12 protein-coding genes are annotated in these 15,225 nt (G+C 62.5%); 8 read left to right on the plus strand and 4 right to left on the minus strand.

The features are described from left to right. The first annotated feature begins 60 nt into the window (after window positions 1-60). From JN756_RS15030 to JN756_RS15045, 4 genes are read left to right on the plus strand one after another with little or no spacing between them, the layout of a single operon-like run. Complete coding sequence (locus tag JN756_RS15030) at window positions 61-1,812, plus strand: type I secretion system permease/ATPase (protein ID WP_169881107.1); 1,752 nt, start codon at window positions 61-63, stop codon at window positions 1,810-1,812. Further along, a complete protein-coding gene (locus JN756_RS15035) occupies window positions 1,809-3,110 on the plus strand; it encodes an HlyD family type I secretion periplasmic adaptor subunit (protein ID WP_017845715.1) in 1,302 nt (433 codons plus the stop codon). The genes JN756_RS15030 and JN756_RS15035 overlap by 4 nt, the downstream gene beginning before the upstream one ends. Window positions 3,111-3,112: 2 nt before the next feature. After that, on the plus strand, window positions 3,113-4,456 hold the full coding sequence (locus JN756_RS15040; RefSeq protein ID WP_017845716.1) for a TolC family outer membrane protein: 1,344 nt from the start codon (window positions 3,113-3,115) through the stop codon (window positions 4,454-4,456). A 59-nt stretch (window positions 4,457-4,515) separates the two neighbouring features. Then, the gene (locus JN756_RS15045) at window positions 4,516-5,940 is read left to right on the plus strand and encodes a polyurethane esterase (protein WP_201022221.1); all 1,425 of its coding nucleotides are present in this window, start codon (window positions 4,516-4,518) and stop codon (window positions 5,938-5,940) included. Window positions 5,941-6,015: 75 nt separating this feature from the next. Here JN756_RS15045 and JN756_RS15050 read toward each other — a convergent pair whose 3' ends face one another. Next, complete coding sequence (locus JN756_RS15050; protein ID WP_017845718.1) at window positions 6,016-6,240, minus strand: YgdI/YgdR family lipoprotein; 225 nt, start codon at window positions 6,238-6,240, stop codon at window positions 6,016-6,018. A 187-nt stretch (window positions 6,241-6,427) separates the two neighbouring features. On the opposite strand from JN756_RS15050, the gene JN756_RS15055 reads away from it, so the two are divergent. Beyond that, window positions 6,428-8,074, plus strand: coding sequence for a VRR-NUC domain-containing protein (locus JN756_RS15055; protein WP_201022222.1), 1,647 nt, complete (start codon window positions 6,428-6,430; stop codon window positions 8,072-8,074). Then, window positions 8,071-10,335, plus strand: a complete 2,265-nt coding sequence (locus JN756_RS15060) for an ATP-dependent DNA helicase (RefSeq protein WP_201022223.1) — start codon at window positions 8,071-8,073, stop codon at window positions 10,333-10,335. Before JN756_RS15055 ends, JN756_RS15060 begins: the two co-directional genes overlap by 4 nt. Here the strand turns inward: JN756_RS15060 and JN756_RS15065 are convergent. Continuing rightward, the gene (locus JN756_RS15065; RefSeq protein WP_169881103.1) at window positions 10,325-11,284 is read right to left on the minus strand and encodes an oxidoreductase; all 960 of its coding nucleotides are present in this window, start codon (window positions 11,282-11,284) and stop codon (window positions 10,325-10,327) included. The two genes, JN756_RS15060 and JN756_RS15065, sit on opposite strands and share 11 nt — an antisense overlap. A gap of 99 nt (window positions 11,285-11,383) precedes the next feature. Between JN756_RS15065 and JN756_RS15070 the strand changes: the two genes are divergently transcribed. Beyond that, complete coding sequence (locus JN756_RS15070; RefSeq protein WP_046383354.1) at window positions 11,384-12,304, plus strand: AraC family transcriptional regulator; 921 nt, start codon at window positions 11,384-11,386, stop codon at window positions 12,302-12,304. On the opposite strand, the gene JN756_RS15075 is transcribed toward JN756_RS15070, so the two are convergent. Together JN756_RS15075 and JN756_RS15080 are read right to left on the minus strand one after the other, a co-directional pair. Continuing rightward, window positions 12,301-13,251, minus strand: coding sequence for an alpha-E domain-containing protein (locus JN756_RS15075; RefSeq protein ID WP_017845722.1), 951 nt, complete (start codon window positions 13,249-13,251; stop codon window positions 12,301-12,303). The genes JN756_RS15070 and JN756_RS15075 overlap by 4 nt on opposite strands. Before the next feature lie 2 nt (window positions 13,252-13,253). Next, window positions 13,254-14,663 (minus strand): circularly permuted type 2 ATP-grasp protein, encoded by a 1,410-nt coding sequence (locus JN756_RS15080; protein WP_201022224.1) that lies wholly within the window; start codon window positions 14,661-14,663, stop codon window positions 13,254-13,256. Window positions 14,664-15,085: 422 nt separating this feature from the next. Between JN756_RS15080 and JN756_RS32110 the strand changes: the two genes are divergently transcribed. Further along, on the plus strand, window positions 15,086-15,220 hold the full coding sequence (locus tag JN756_RS32110) for a hypothetical protein (RefSeq protein WP_256350977.1): 135 nt from the start codon (window positions 15,086-15,088) through the stop codon (window positions 15,218-15,220). Window positions 15,221-15,225 lie beyond the last annotated feature (5 nt).

Here is a 15,225-nt window from a genome sequence, read left to right on the forward strand (position 1 = left end):
GCTTATTCAGGGGCTGGGGCAACTATTGCCGGTCATTGGGTTCAAGGAAGATCAAACACCATGGCGAAGCCCCCTGTTATTGCGCCTTTATTCAAGGCGCTGGGTGAATATAAAAGTATTTTGATCAGCGTTGGCTGTTTCACTGCATTAATTAACCTGCTGATGCTGGTGCCATCCATTTATATGCTGCAAGTGTATGACCGCGTGCTGTCCTCCCAGAATGAAACCACTCTGGTGATGTTGACGCTGATGGTCGTCGGTTTCTTCGCCTTTATCGGCAGCCTGGAAGTCATCCGCAGTTTTATCGTGATCCGCATCGGCAGCCAGTTGGAACGGCGCTTCAACTTGCGCGTGTATAAAGCTGCCTTCGAACGCAACCTGCAACGCGGCCAGGGGCATGCCGGGCAGTCCCTGGCAGATTTGACCCATCTGCGCCAGTTCATCACCGGGCCGGCGCTGTTCGCGTTTTTTGATGCGCCGTGGTTTCCGATCTATCTGTTGGTGATTTTCCTGTTCAACGTGTGGCTGGGCGTGCTGGCCACGGCGGGGGCCTTGCTGCTGATCGGCCTGGCCTGCCTCAATGAATACCTGACCAACAAGCCCCTGGCTGAGGCTGGCGGTTACTCCCAGCAATCCAGCCAACTGGCCACCAGCCATTTGCACAACGCCGAAACCATCCAGGCCATGGGCATGCTCGGCGCATTGCGCCAGCGCTGGTTTGCCGTGCATTCGCAGTTCCTGGGCTTGCAGAACGCGGCCAGCGACACCGGCTCGGTGATCACCGCGCTGAGCAAATCCCTGCGCCTGTGCCTGCAATCGTTGGTGCTCGGCCTGGGCGCATTCTTGGTGATCAAGGGCGAGATGACCGCCGGGATGATGATCGCCGGTTCGATCCTGATGGGGCGGGTGCTCAGCCCGATCGACCAGTTGATTGCCGTGTGGAAGCAGTGGAGTTCGGCCAAGCTGGCCTATCAGCGGCTTGACCAACTGCTGCGCGAATTTGCGCCGGACGTCGAGCCGATGGCCTTGCCCGCCCCCAAGGGCCAGGTGAGTTTCGAGCAGGTCAGCGCCGGCCCGCCGGGTGGACGCCTGGCGACGCTGCATCAGGTCGGTTTCCACCTGGGCGCCGGCGAGGTGCTGGGGGTGCTGGGCGCGTCGGGGTCCGGCAAGTCCACGCTGGCGCGGGTGCTGGTGGGCGTATGGCCAACCCTGGCCGGCACCGTGCGCCTGGATGGCGCGGATATCCATCGCTGGGACCGTGACGATCTTGGCCCGCACATCGGTTACCTGCCCCAGGACATCGAACTGTTCAGCGGCAGCATCGCCGACAACATTGCGCGCTTTCGCGATGCCGACCCGGCGCAGGTGGTCCAGGCGGCGCAACAGGCCGGCGTGCATGAATTGATTCTGCGCCTGCCGCAAGGCTACGACACCGTGTTGGGCGACAACGGCGGCGGCCTGTCCGGCGGCCAGAAGCAACGGGTGGCCCTGGCGCGTGCGCTGTATGGCGGGCCGCGGCTGGTCGTGCTGGACGAACCCAACTCCAACCTCGACACCGTCGGTGAAGCCGCGCTGGCCAGCGCCATCGTGCAGTTGAAGGCCCAGGGCAGCAGCGTGATTCTCGTCACCCACCGCTCTTCGGCCCTGGCCCAGGCCGACAAGTTGCTGGTGCTCAACGAAGGCCACCTGCAAGCGTTTGGGCCGAGCCAGGACGTGCTGCGCGCGTTGTCCGGCCAGCAGGCGGCGACGCAGGAAAAAACCGGCATCAGTTTCAGTCGTCAGTATCAAACCGCAAGGAATCCAGGCGCATGAGCATGCTCACTGTGGAACAACGCGACGCCGCTTTTTTCGTGCGTCTGGGCTGGTGGCTGACGGTGGTCGGCGCCGGTGGGTTTTTCCTCTGGGCCAGCTTGGCGCCGCTGGACCAGGGCATTCCGGTGCAGGGCACCGTGGTGGTCTCGGGCAAGCGCAAGGCCGTGCAGACCTTCAGCCCCGGTGTGGTCAGCCGGATCCTGGTGCGCGAAGGTGAGACGGTCAAACAGGGCCAGCCGCTGTTTCGTCTCGACCAGACCCAGAACCAGGCCGATGTGCAATCGCTGCAAGCGCAGTACCGCCTGGCCTGGGCCAGTGTGGCGCGCTGGCAGAGCGAGCGCGACAATCGCGCGGCCATCGTGTTTCCCGCCGAACTCAGCACCGCCCCGGACCCCGCGCTGGCCCTGGTGCTCGAAGGCCAGCGCCAACTGTTCAGCAGCCGCCGCGAAGCCTTTGCCCGTGAACAGGCGGGGATTCGCGCGAATATCGACGGCGCCACGGCGCAGCTCAATGGCATGCGCCGCGCACGCAGCGACCTGAGCGCCCAGGCTCAATCCCTGCGCGATCAACTGAGCAATCTGCAGCCCCTGGCCGACAATGGCTACATCCCGCGCAACCGCTTGATGGAGTACCAGCGCCAGTTGTCCCAGGTGCAACAGGACCTGGCGCAGAACACCGGCGAAAGCGGCCGAGTGGAGCAGGGCATCCTCGAATCGCGGCTCAAACTGCAGCAGCACAGCGACGAATACCAGAAGGAAGTGCGCAGCCAACTGGCCGACGCGCAACTGCGCAGCCTGACCCTGGAGCAGCAACTCACGTCCGCCGGGTTCGACCTGCAACACAGCGAAATCAACGCGCCGGCCGATGGCATTGCGGTCAACCTCGGCGTCCACACCGAAGGCGCGGTGGTGCGTGCCGGGGAGACCTTGCTGGAGATCGTGCCACAGGGCACGCGGCTGGAAGTCGAGGGGCATTTGCCGGTCCACCTGGTGGACAAGGTCGGCACCCACCTGCCGGTCGACATCCTGTTCACCGCGTTCAACCAGAGCCGTACCCCGCGTGTGCCGGGACAGGTCAGCCTGATTTCCGCCGACCAACTGCTCGACGAAAAAACCGGCGCGCCGTACTACGTGCTGCGCACCAGCGTCAGCGAGGCCGCGCTGGAAACACTCCACGGCCTGGTGATCAAGCCGGGCATGCCCGCCGAGATGTTCGTGCGTACCGGCGAGCGCTCGTTGCTCAATTACCTGTTCAAGCCGCTGCTCGACCGCGCCGGCTCTGCGTTGACCGAGGAATGAACATGAAACCGCTGTTCATTGCCGTGCTGTTGAGCTGTGCGCCTGCCCAGGCCGCCATGGGCCCGTTCGATGTGTACGAGCAGGCTCTGCGCAACGATCCGGTGTTCCTTGGCGCGCTCAAGGAACGCGACGCCGGCCTGGAAAACCGCACCATCGGCCGCGCCGGGTTGCTGCCGCGGCTGTCCTATAACTACAACAAGGGGCGCAACAATTCCGAAGCGCACCTGCCTGACGGGCGTGGCGGCAGCTATCGCGACGCGCGCAATTACAACAGCTACGGCTCGACCTTCAGCCTGCAGCAGCCGCTGTTCGACTACGAAGCCTATGCCAACTACCGCAAGGGCGTGGCCCAGGCGCTGTTTGCCGATGAAAGTTTTCGTGACAAGAGCCAGGCGCTGTTGGTGCGGGTGTTGAGCTATTACACCCAAGCGTTGTTCGCCCAAGACCAGATCGAGATCGCCCGCGCCAAGAAAAACGCCTTCGAGCAGCAGTTTCAGCAGAACCAGCACCTGTTCCAGCAGGGCGAGGGCACGCGCACCGACATCCTTGAAGCCGAATCGCGCTATGAGCTGGCCACCGCCGAAGAAATCCAGGCGCTGGATGAACAGGACGCCTCGTTAAGAGCGTTGGGCGCGCTGATCGGCGTGCAGAGCGTCAACATCCACGACCTCGCGCCGCTCAATCAGCGCTTCGCCGCCTTCAGCCTGACGCCGGCCAACTACGACACCTGGCACGCGCTGGCGATCAGCAACAACCCGACGCTGGCCTCGCAACGCCAGGCCCTGGAAGTGGCGCGTTATGAAGTGGAGCGCAACCGTGCCGGGCACTTGCCGAAGATCACCGCGTATGCCAGTTCGCGCCAGCAGGAATCCGACAGCGGCAACACCTACAACCAGCGCTACGACACCAACACCATCGGCGTCGAAGTCAGCCTGCCGTTGTATGCCGGTGGCGCTGTCTCCGCGTCCACGCGCCAGGCCAGCCGTGCCATGGAGCAGGCCGAATACGAGCTGGAAGGCAAGACCCGCGAAACCCTGATCGAACTGCGTCGCCAGTTCAGCGCCTGCCTGTCGGGCGTGAGCAAGCTGCGCGCCTACCAGAAAGCCCTGACCTCGGCCGAGGCGCTGGTGGTGTCGACCCGGCAAAGCATCCTCGGCGGCGAGCGGGTCAACCTCGATGCGCTCAACGCCGAGCAGCAGCTCTACAGCACCCGGCGCGACCTGGCCCAGGCGCGTTATGACTACCTGATGGCCTGGACCAAATTGCACTACTACGCCGGCAACCTGCGCGATACCGACCTGGCGCAAGTCGATGAGGCCTTTGGGCCGGTGGGCAAGCAGCCGTAGCAGCACCTGGGACGTCATTGCGCTTTCTCGACAACTCCAACAACAGAGAGGCACTACCGATGGGAATCTTTGATTATAAAAACCTTGGCACCGAGGGTTCCAAAGCGCTGTTCGCCGATGCGATGGCGATCACGCTGTATACCTACCACAACCTGGATAACGGCTTTGCGGTGGGCTATCAGCACCACGGCTTAGGCGTTGGCCTGCCGGCGACGCTGGTCGGTGCATTGCTCGGCGGTGCCGACTCCCAAGGCGTGACTCCCGGTATCCCGTGGAATCCCGATTCGGAAAAGGCCGCCCTGGAAGCGCTGCAACACGCCGGATGGACGCCGCTCAGCGCGAGCACCCTGGGTTACGCCGGCAAGGTCGACGCCCGGGGCACGTTTTTCGGTGAAAAGGCTGGCTACACCACCGCGCAGGCCGAAGTGCTGGGCAAGTACGATGACGCCGGCCGCCTGCTCGAAATCGGCATCGGCTTTCGCGGCACGTCGGGGCCGCGGGAAAGCCTGATCAGCGATTCCATCGGTGATCTGCTCAGCGATCTGCTCGCCGCCCTGGGCCCCAAGGATTATGCGAAGAACTACGCCGGCGAAGCCTTCGGCGGTTTGCTCAAGGCGGTTGCCGAGTATGCCGGCGCCCATGGCCTGAGCGGTTCCGACGTGCTGGTCAGCGGCCACAGCCTCGGCGGGCTGGCGGTCAACAGCCTGGCGGAGTTGAGCGACCAGCGATGGTCGGGGTTCTACAAGGACGCCAACTATGTGGCCTACGCGTCGCCGACCCAGAGCGCCGGCGACAAGGTGTTGAACATCGGCTATGAAAACGACCCGGTATTCCGGGTGCTGGACGGTTCATCCTTCAACCTGTCGTCCCTGGGCGTGCATGACAAACCCCATGAATCGACCACTGACAACATCGTCAGCTTCAACGATCACTACGCCTCGACGCTGTGGAACGTGCTGCCGTTCTCCATTGCCAACCTGCCGACCTGGGTGTCGCATTTGCCCAGCGGCTATGGCGACGGTATGACCCGCGTGCTCGAATCCGGGTTCTACGACCAGATGAGCCGGGACTCGACGGTGATCGTCGCCAACCTGTCCGACCCGGCGCGGGCTACCACCTGGGTGCAGGACCTCAACCGCAATGCCGAGCCGCACAAGGGCAACACCTTCATCATCGGCAGTGACGGTAATGACCTGATCCAGGGCGGCAAGGGCGCGGACTTCATCGAAGGCGGCAAGGGCAACGACACCCTTCGCGACAACAGTGGCCATAACACCTTTCTGTTCAGCGGGCCGTTTGGCCAGGATCGGGTGATCGGCTATCAATCGAGCGACAAACTGGTGTTCACGGATGTGCAGGGCAGCCTGGATTATCGCGAGCACGCCAAGGCGGTGGGCGGCGATACGGTGATCAGTTTTGGCGCGGACTCGGTGACGCTGGTGGGGGTGAGCAACTGGTCGGGGGAGGGTGTCGTGATCGGTTGAAACCGCGTTGGCACGCGGTTCAAAGGGTGGGAGCAAGCGGGCTCCCACATGTTTGATGAGGGATGCAGGGCGGGATCAGTCTTCCTTGCGAACCGTGGCCACATCATCGGCCCTGACGCGGATGCGCTTGCCGGCGATGTCGGTGAATTCATAGAAGCCGTCGGCGGTCTTGGTCTTCGGCGTGTCTTTGGTTAAATACTGCGTGCCGTTCTGCAATGTCACTACGGTTTGCGTCGCGCAACCGGCCAATACCAGAAAAGTGAGTGCAACCAGTGGCAGACCCAAATTCTTCATGTTCATAACCCTTACCTTAACCCTGAAAAGTCCCGCGGCCTGAGGCAGCGGGCCATAAATGTTACGCCATCAATTCCCCTATCTGATCACTTTTACGCAAAAAGTTGCGTGCGCCATTTATCTATTACCGATTGCAACAACGCGTCAGCGGCGGCACTCTGTATGCATAACCAGTACTTAATCGCTGCGGACTATGCCCGAAACCCTCGAAAACCCCCTGTATTACCTGCATAACTTCCGTCAGGTGCTGGATTGGCTGGCACAACGCTATGCCGATCTGCTCGATGCTGAAGAAGCGCATTTCATTCAGCAATTCGACAGGTTGCCGCAGGCGTCCCAGGCATTACTGGTACGTCTGGTGATGCGCAAGGGCGTGCATTTTCGAGCGGGCAAGCTCAATTACCCGGAGATCGGCTGCGCTCATGCGGCAGTGCGCCCGCTGAAGGCTTTGGGTTGGGTGGATGATCAGTGCCTGCTGGGCTTTGACGAACTGTTCGGGTTGCTGCAAAAGGGCGAGTTGCTGGGCGTGTTCCAGCCGTGGATCGAGCAGCCCAAGGGCAAAAAGGCCGATTGGCTCGAGCAACTGGCGCCGCAGTTCGATGAGCGTCGCTGCTTTGCCCACTGGTGCCCCGAGCTGGATGACGTGCTCTACAGCGTCACTGTGATGGACTTGTGTGATCGCTTGCGCTTGATGTTCTTCGGCAACCTGCATCAGGACTGGTCGGAGTTCGTGCTGGCGGACCTGGGCATCTATACCTACGAAAAAGTCGAGTTTTGCGCACAGTCCCGTGGTTTGCGCAGCCGCGATGACGTGCTGGGGTTTCTGTTCCTGCATCAGTGCCAGCAAGCCTTTGAGTCCGCGCAGGCGCTGGGCAGCGTGCTGGCGCAGATCGCTACGTTGCAGACCGACAACCCCTGGCTGGAAAAACGCCGGGCCAAGCTGTTGTTCCAGGTCGGCCAGTCTTGCGAGCGCAGTGCCGAGTTGGCGTTGGCCGAGCAGATCTACCGGGCCTGTGCTTATCCCGGCGCGCGCGCACGCTTGATTCGCGTGCTGGAGCGCCAGGAAGACTACGCCCAGGCGATGGCCCTGGCATGTGCCGCCCACGAGGCCCCGGAAAGCCCCGCCGAGCAGCAACACCTGCTGCGAGTGTTGCCGCGCCTGCGGCGCAAGCTGGGCGCGCCAGCCGTGCCCAAGGCCAAGCCTCGGGACGTCACGCGCCTGGACCTGGCGCTCCCGCCGCCGCCGCCCTCGATGGCGGTGGAGTATTGCGTGCAGGCGCATCTGAGCGAGCCCGATGCGCCGGTGTACTACGTCGAAAACGGCCTGATCAATTCGCTGTTCGGCCTGCTGTGCTGGGAGGCGATCTTCGCGCCGCTGCCGGGGGCATTTTTCCACCCGTTCCAGCGCGGGCCGGCGGATTTGCACAGCGAAGACTTCCATCAGCGCCGTGCGTCACTGTTTGCCGCCTGTCTCGAGCAACTGCAGGATGACCGCTACAAACACACCATCCGCCAACGGTACGTGGACAAGTGGGGCATCCAGTCACCCTTTGTCTTCTGGAACCTGCTCAGTGAAGAACTGTTGGAGCAGGCCTTGGCATGCTTGCCCGCCGAACACTTGCGTTGCTGGTTCGAGCGGCTGCTGCTGGATATCCGCGCCAACCGCGCGGGTATGCCGGACCTGATCCAGTTCTGGCCCGCGCAGAAAACCTACCGCATGATCGAAGTCAAAGGCCCCGGCGATCGCCTGCAAGACAACCAACTGCGCTGGCTGGAGTTCTGTGGCGAGTACCAGATGCCGGTCACCGTCTGCTATGTGCGCTGGGCGCAGTCCGCTTGAGCTACACCGTGGCGGTGCGCGCACTGTGTGAGTTCACGGCCAAGGTCGGCGACCTCGACCTGCGTTTTACCCCATCGCCCAGCGCCCAGGAAGGCATCGCCGGCCATCGCACGGTCGCCTCGCGGCGCAGCGCGCACTACCAGAACGAAGTGGCCCTGGAAGGCGAGTACGAGGAACTCAAGGTGCGGGGCAGGGCGGACGGCTACGACCCGGACAGCAACCGCCTCGAAGAGGTGAAGACCTATCGCGGCGACCTCGACGCCCAGCCCGCCAACCATCGGCAATTGCATTGGGCCCAGGTCAAGGTCTACGGCTGGTTGATGTGCCAGAAGCTCGGGCTTGCGCACATCGATTTGGCGCTGGTGTATTTCGATATCGTCGGCGAGGGCGAAACCTCGCTGAACCAGCGCTTTGCGGCCGCCGATCTGCAATGTTTCTTCAACCGGCAATGCGCGTTGTTTCTCGGTTGGGCCCGCCAGGAGATGCAGCACCGCGACGCCCGCAACCGCGCCGCACAGGCCCTGGCGTTCCCCCACAGCGCCTTTCGCCCCGGCCAGCGCAACCTCGCAGAGTCGGTGTACAAGGCCGTCAGCACCGGCCGCTGCCTGATGGCCCAGGCGCCCACCGGCATCGGCAAAACCGTCGGCACGATCTTCCCCATGCTCAAGGCCTTGGCGCCCCAGCAACTGGACAAGGTGTTGTTCCTCACCGCCAAGACCCCGGGTCGCAAGCTGGCCCTCGACGCCGCGCAAGTGCTGTATGCCAGCAGTCCCGAACTGCCGCTGCGCGTGCTGGAGCTGGTGGCGCGGGACAAGGCCTGCGAACACCTGGACAAGGCCTGCCACGGCGAATCCTGCCCGCTGGCCAAGGGTTTCTACGACCGCTTGCCCGCCGCGCGTATCGCGGCCGCCAAGGTGCGCCTGCTCGACCAACGCAACTTGCGCGAGGTCGCCCTGGAGCACGGCCTCTGTCCGTATTACCTGAGCCAGGAAATGGCGCGCTGGAGCGACCTGGTGGTCGCCGACTACAACTACTATTTCGACGTTGGCGCGCTGTTGTTCGGGCTGGCCCAACTCAACCAGTGGCGCGTCGCGGTGCTGGTGGACGAAGCCCATAACCTGGTGGAGCGCGCACGATCGATGTACAGCGCCAGCCTTGATCAGTACACCCTCAAGACCCTGCGCGATACGGCGCCGGAGCCGTTGAAGAAACCCTTGCAGCGCTTGAATCGTGAGTGGAACGCGTTGCACAAGGACCAACTCGCGCCGTATCAGGCCTACGCGGCCAGACCCGACAAAATGCTCCAGGCCCTGAGCCTTTGCGCCGGCGCCATGGGCGACTATTTCAACGACCACCCCGAAGCACTCAATGGCGATCTGCAGGCGTTCTATTTTGAGGCACTGCAATTTGCCAAGGTCGCCGAGCTGTTCAACGAACATTTCATCTTTGATATCAGCCTGCGTCAGTTGCGCGGCAAGCGCAGCAGTTCCACCTTGTGCCTGCGCAATGTGGTGCCCGCCGAATTCATCCGCCCGCGATTGACGGCGGCGCGCAGCAGCGTGTTGTTTTCCGCCACACTCAGCCCGCGCCACTACTACGCCGACCTGCTGGGCCTGCCGGCGGACACTGCCTGGGTCGACGTGGAATCACCGTTCAATGCCGCGCAGTTGCGGGTGCGGATTGTCGATGAGGTCTCCACCCGGTTCGTGCATCGCCAGGCCTCGCTGGAGCCCATCGTTGAATTGATCGCCGAGCAGTTCGCTCACCAACCGGGTAATTACCTGGCGTTCTTCAGCAGTTTCGATTATCTGCAACAAGTGGCGCTGTTACTCGCCGAGCGACACCCGCATATCGCACTGTGGCAGCAGTCACGCGGCATGGCCGAAGCCGAGCGCCGGGCGTTTCTCGAACAGTTCACCGAACACAGCCAGGGCGTCGGTTTTGCGGTGCTGGGCGGCGCGTTTGGCGAAGGCATCGACCTGCCCGGTGCGCGCTTGATCGGCGCGTTCATCGCGACCCTGGGGCTGCCGCAACTGAACCCGGTCAACGAACAGATGAAGCAGCGCATGGGCGCGATCTTCGGCTCCGGCTATGACTACACCTACTTGTACCCGGGCATTCAGAAAGTCGTGCAGGCGGCGGGGCGGGTGATCCGCAGCCAGCAGGACCAAGGCGTGGTGATGTTGATCGATGACCGGTTCGGCGAAGCGCGGGTGCGGCAGCTGTTGCCTCGGTGGTGGGCGATAGCGACTAAAGCGTGACGCCGCTCAATTGCGCGCTCAATGCCCAGAGCCGCTCGGCTTGCTCCGGATCGATGGCCCATGCGCGGACGCCGGAGCGTTTGGTGTCGTCCTGAGAGAGCACGGCAACCTCACAATCTTCGCAGTACAGGCCGCCCATACCCTCCAGTAAAGGGCTGACGCCACACCACAGCATCGTCGCTGCGCCTTGTTCGGGACGTTTGTAATGTTTGGCAGGACGGATGTTCCCTGAATCGTCCAGTGCTCCAATCAACGCCAGGTCGTCCCTGTCAAGGTAGCGAACCAGGTCCGTGAGGATCTCCCCGGGATGCACGGAAAATGCACGCACACCGTGTGCTTTACCGCGTTGATCCAGCGCCACGGCAAACAGCGCGTTGGCCGTCTTTGATTGGCCGTAGGCGGCCCACTTGTCGTAAGGGCGTCGCTCAAACTGTGGGTCTTCGAAATGAATAGGGCTCAACCGATGGCCTAGCGACGATACCGACACTACCCGCGCACCGTCGGCTTCGCACAAGGCCGGCCACAGGCGCGCGGTCAGTTGAAAGTGGCCCAGATGATTGGTGGCGAACTGCGCTTCCACACCCTTGCCGTTGCGTTGCAGTGGCGTGGCCATGATCCCGGCGCTATTGATCAACAGGTGTAATGCCCGCCCGGACGCCAGGAAATTGCGTGCAAAGCAGTCGATGGACGCCGAGTCGAGTAAATCCAGGTTGCCCCACTCAACCCCGGCAATGCCATCGAGGTTGCGTTCGGCCTTGAGCGGGTCCCGTGCAGGCACGATGACCTGCGCACCTGCGGCTGCCAACACGCGCACGGCTTCCAGGCCAATGCCTGAATAACCACCGGTGACGATGGCAGTCATACCGTGCAAATCTTTACCCGCCAACGCTTGCATAGCGGTTGTCGTGCCGTCGAATCCACTCTCGATAGGGCGTTGTTTATTGATCATAGGGAGTTCTCCAGGGGGAGCCGCTATGTTCTCCCCTGGATGCCGGACGCGAAACGCCATAAAGTCCGTATTTCTGTCGCGATCGTCCGGAGTTTTTTTATGGATACCCTGTCTGACGTGGTGGCGCTGTTAAAGAGTCATCGGTCCTATTTCGCCGGCCTCAAGGCTGGCGGTGATTGGGCCCTGGATTTTCCACCGCCGGAGGGCATCAAGTTCAATGCCGTGGTGGAGGGAAAGTGTTGGCTGGAAGTCGAGGGCATGCCCGTACCGATGCCCTTGAGCGAGGGCGATTGCTTTTTGTTGACGCAGAACCGTCCCTGGAGGTTGTCCAGCAACCTTGCACTGGAGGGCGTTGACGCGCGCGCGGTGTACCGTGACGCTGTGGGGGGGATCGCTCGCCTGGGTGAGACTGTGGATTTGTTCCTGATAGGCGGGCGCTTTAGCTACGGTGACGACGCCCGTCTATTGCTGGAGGGGTTGCCGCCGGTGGTGCGTATCAGTGCGAGGTCCGAGCAGGCCAGCGTGTTGCGCTGGTGTCTGGATCGCCTGGCTCGGGAATATGCCAGCCCGATGCAAGGCGCGGCGTTGATGACCGAGCATCTGGCGCAAATGATGTTGGTGCAGATCCTGCGCCTCTATCAGTCATCCATGGGCGCCACTACCACCGGTTGGTTGGCGGCGTTGAACGATCCGCGGTTGGCGCCGGTACTGCAGCAAATACACGCCGCGCCGGCACGCCGCTGGACCTTGAGCGACATGGCCGGTGTCGCGAGCCAATCCCGGTCGACCTTTGCCCTGCACTTCAAGCAGCGGGTCGGAATGGCGCCCCAGGAGTATCTGACGCGCTGGCGCATGCACCTGGCGTTACAGGCCTTGAACACGTCTGCCAGAAGTGTTTCCTGTATCGGCCAGTCACTCGGGTATCAGTCGGACAGCGCGTTCAGCAGTGCCTTCAAGCGCCTGATGAACTGCTCCCCGCGGGAATACCGCGAGCGAAAGCACGCGCCCCTCGGTGTCTAAACCACCTCCAGGTACGAGCGGTGAATCGCCCGCGCCAATTCGCGTACCGTGTCGATGAATTCCGTCAGGCGGCTGTGCAAGCCTGCTTCGAGGATTTCGTCGATCCCGGTATAGCGCAGCCGCGCTTCGAACTCGGCGGCCAAGCGCTGCGCGGTGCGCCCATAACTGCCTGGCAAGTCCGCCAGAATGTGGCTCAGTTCCTCGATACAGGCATGCAACGAACGCGGCACATCACTGCGCAACAGCAGCAACTCCGAGACCGAGCGTGCATTCAGCGCATTCGGATACAGCTCCGTGTACGCCTCGAATGACGACAGGGCGCGGAGCAGGGCGCTCCACTGGTAATAACCGCGTGCCGACAAGTCGCTGACTTCCTCCGATTCCTCGCCGAACATCTCGTAGCGCGCATCCAGCAGGCGCAAGGTGTTGTCGGCGCGCTCGACGAAGGTGCCCAGGCGAATGAACCGGTAGGCGTCATTGCGCATGATGGTGCCGGACGTCGCCCCGCGAAACAGGTGCGAACGCTGCTTGACCCAATCGCAGAAGTGGCTGATGCCATGGCGCGCCAGCCCGCCGGCGGCGATGCTGCGCATTTCCAGCCAGGTGGCGTTGAGGTTTTCCCACATGTCGGCGGTGATGCGCCCGCGCACGGCATGGGCGTTGCCCCGTGCGGCGCGCAGACAGTTATAGATGCTGGCCGGGTTTTCTTCGTCGAGGGCGAAGAAGTGCAGCATGCGCTCGGCATCCAGTTGGCCGTGGCGCTCCAGGTAGCTGTCCAGGGTGCCGCTGCTGAGCAGCGACATCGCCAGTTCGTCCAGGCCATCGCTGCGCCCGGCCTGGGGCATCAATGACAACGAATAACTGACTTCGAGCATGCGCGCCAGGTTCTCGGCACGCTCCAGGTAACGGGACATCCAGTACAGGTCTGCGGCGGTTCTACTCAACATACTCAGCCCTCCACCACCCAGGTGTCCTTGGTTCCGCCGCCTTGCGACGAGTTGACGATCAACGACCCTTCGCGCAACGCCACGCGCGTGAGGCCACCGGGTACCAGGCGGGTCTCCTTGCCCGACAGCACGAACGGGCGCAGGTCGATATGCCGGGGGGCGATGCCGTTTTCGACAAATGTCGGGCAGGTGGACAGGCTCAGGGTCGGTTGGGCGATATAGGCGTGGGGACGCGCCTTGATGCGTTGGTGGAAGTCCTCGATCTCAGCCGCCGTGGAAGCGGGGCCGACCAACATGCCGTAGCCGCCGGAGCCCTGGGTTTCCTTGACCACCAGTTCCGGCAGGTGGGCCAGCACATGGGACAGCTCATCCGGCTTGCGGCACTGAAACGTCGGCACGTTTTGCAGGACCGGTTCTTCGTCCAGGTAGAAGCGGATCATTTCCGGCACGTAGGGGTAGATCGACTTGTCGTCCGCGACGCCGGTGCCGATGGCGTTGGCCAGCACCACGTTGCCGGCGCAGTAGGCCGCGACCAGGCCGGGCACGCCGAGCATCGATTCCGGGTTGAACGCCAGCGGGTCGAGGAACGCGTCGTCGATACGGCGGTAGATCACGTCCACGGCCTTGGGGCCGTCGGTGGTACGCATGAACACCTTGAGATCCTGCACGAACAGGTCGGCGCCTTCCACCAACTCCACACCCATTTCCCGGGCCAGGAACGCATGCTCGAAAAATGCGCTGTTAAAGCGCCCCGGCGTCAGCACCACCACATTGGGGTTGTCCAGGCGGCTGGCGCTTTTCAGGGTTTTGAGCAGCAGGTTGGGGTAGTGGTCCACTGGCGCGATGCGCTGTTTGGCGAACACTTCGGGGAACAGGCGCATCATCATCTTGCGGTCTTCGAGCATATAGCTCACACCGCTGGGCGTGCGCAGGTTGTCTTCGAGCACGTAGTAGGTGCCGTCGCCATCGCGCACCAGGTCCACCCCGGAAATATGCGAGTAGATGTCGCGGTGCAGGTCGAGGCCGACCATCGCCTTCTGGTAACCCTCGTTGCCCAGCACCTGGTCCGCCGGAACGATCCCGGCCTTGATGATGCGCTGGTCGTGGTAGATATCGGCAAGGAACATGTTCAGCGCAGTGACGCGCTGGATACAGCCACGCTCGATGATGCTCCATTCACTGGCAGGGATGCTGCGCGGGATGATGTCGAAGGGGATCAGGCGTTCGGTGTCCTGCTCGTCGCCATACAAGGTGAAGGTGATCCCGGCGCGGTGGAACAACAGGTCGGCTTCGCGGCGACGCTGGTCCAGCAGTTCTGGCGGCGTATTGGCCAGCCAGCGGGAGAATTCCTGATAGTGCGCGCGGCATACACCGTGTGCGTCATTCATTTCATCAAAGAAAGATCGAGCCATTCCAGTACCTTGTCAGTGCCGAGGGAAGCGCGGGGGGCACTGCCGCTTTGAAAAACGCATTTTTTATGAGCCCGTGGCGCAGGGTGCCATCGGGCCAGGTCCTTACTTTCTTATGGGGTCGGCTCTGGGTCAGGGGGTAACGAATGCTCCTGTATCCGGGCATGGCGGGTGAACGATGAATGGATTAAGCAATGCCTGTGCCGAAACCGGCAAAGCGTCTCTATTCCCTGGTGGCGAGCGCGTTTGCTCGCCACCAGGGAACGGCGCGCGCACTACAACAGTGCATACGCGAACTTGAACGTCTCTGAATGCCCGGCCAGGGATTCATCGGAACTTTAACGACCCGCGCAGGGCCTCATCTTGACGCAGGCCGCGTTCTTCAAAAGAGCTACGCTATGTCAAGGCGATCAGAGGAGACGGTCATGTCAAAAGATTCGGAAGAAGACCTCAACGACCCCGGCAACGAAGACCCGGGGTCGCTGATGGATGATGCAGAAGTGCCGCTCAAGGAACCGGATGACGCGGCGGACCCTGGCAGCGGTGAACATCAAGACTGATTGTT

Source organism: Pseudomonas sp. Y39-6, from assembly GCF_023651955.1.
GTDB lineage: Bacteria > Pseudomonadota > Gammaproteobacteria > Pseudomonadales > Pseudomonadaceae > Aquipseudomonas > Aquipseudomonas veronii.

Excerpts from the sequence above, each read along its gene's own strand:
- JN756_RS15030 (WP_169881107.1), top strand. The coding sequence starts at position 61 with ATGGCGAAGCCCCCTGTTATTGCGCCTTTATTCAAGGCGCTGGGTGAA.
- JN756_RS15035 (WP_017845715.1), top strand. The coding sequence starts at position 1,809 with ATGAGCATGCTCACTGTGGAACAACGCGACGCCGCTTTTTTCGTGCGT.
- JN756_RS15040 (WP_017845716.1), top strand. The coding sequence starts at position 3,113 with ATGAAACCGCTGTTCATTGCCGTGCTGTTGAGCTGTGCGCCTGCCCAG.
- JN756_RS15045 (WP_201022221.1), top strand. The coding sequence starts at position 4,516 with ATGGGAATCTTTGATTATAAAAACCTTGGCACCGAGGGTTCCAAAGCG.
- JN756_RS15050 (WP_017845718.1), bottom strand. The coding sequence starts at position 6,240 with ATGAACATGAAGAATTTGGGTCTGCCACTGGTTGCACTCACTTTTCTG.
- JN756_RS15055 (WP_201022222.1), top strand. The coding sequence starts at position 6,428 with ATGCCCGAAACCCTCGAAAACCCCCTGTATTACCTGCATAACTTCCGT.
- JN756_RS15065 (WP_169881103.1), bottom strand. The coding sequence starts at position 11,284 with ATGATCAATAAACAACGCCCTATCGAGAGTGGATTCGACGGCACGACA.
- JN756_RS15070 (WP_046383354.1), top strand. The coding sequence starts at position 11,384 with ATGGATACCCTGTCTGACGTGGTGGCGCTGTTAAAGAGTCATCGGTCC.
- JN756_RS15075 (WP_017845722.1), bottom strand. The coding sequence starts at position 13,251 with ATGTTGAGTAGAACCGCCGCAGACCTGTACTGGATGTCCCGTTACCTG.
- JN756_RS15080 (WP_201022224.1), bottom strand. The coding sequence starts at position 14,663 with ATGGCTCGATCTTTCTTTGATGAAATGAATGACGCACACGGTGTATGC.
- JN756_RS32110 (WP_256350977.1), top strand. The coding sequence starts at position 15,086 with ATGTCAAAAGATTCGGAAGAAGACCTCAACGACCCCGGCAACGAAGAC.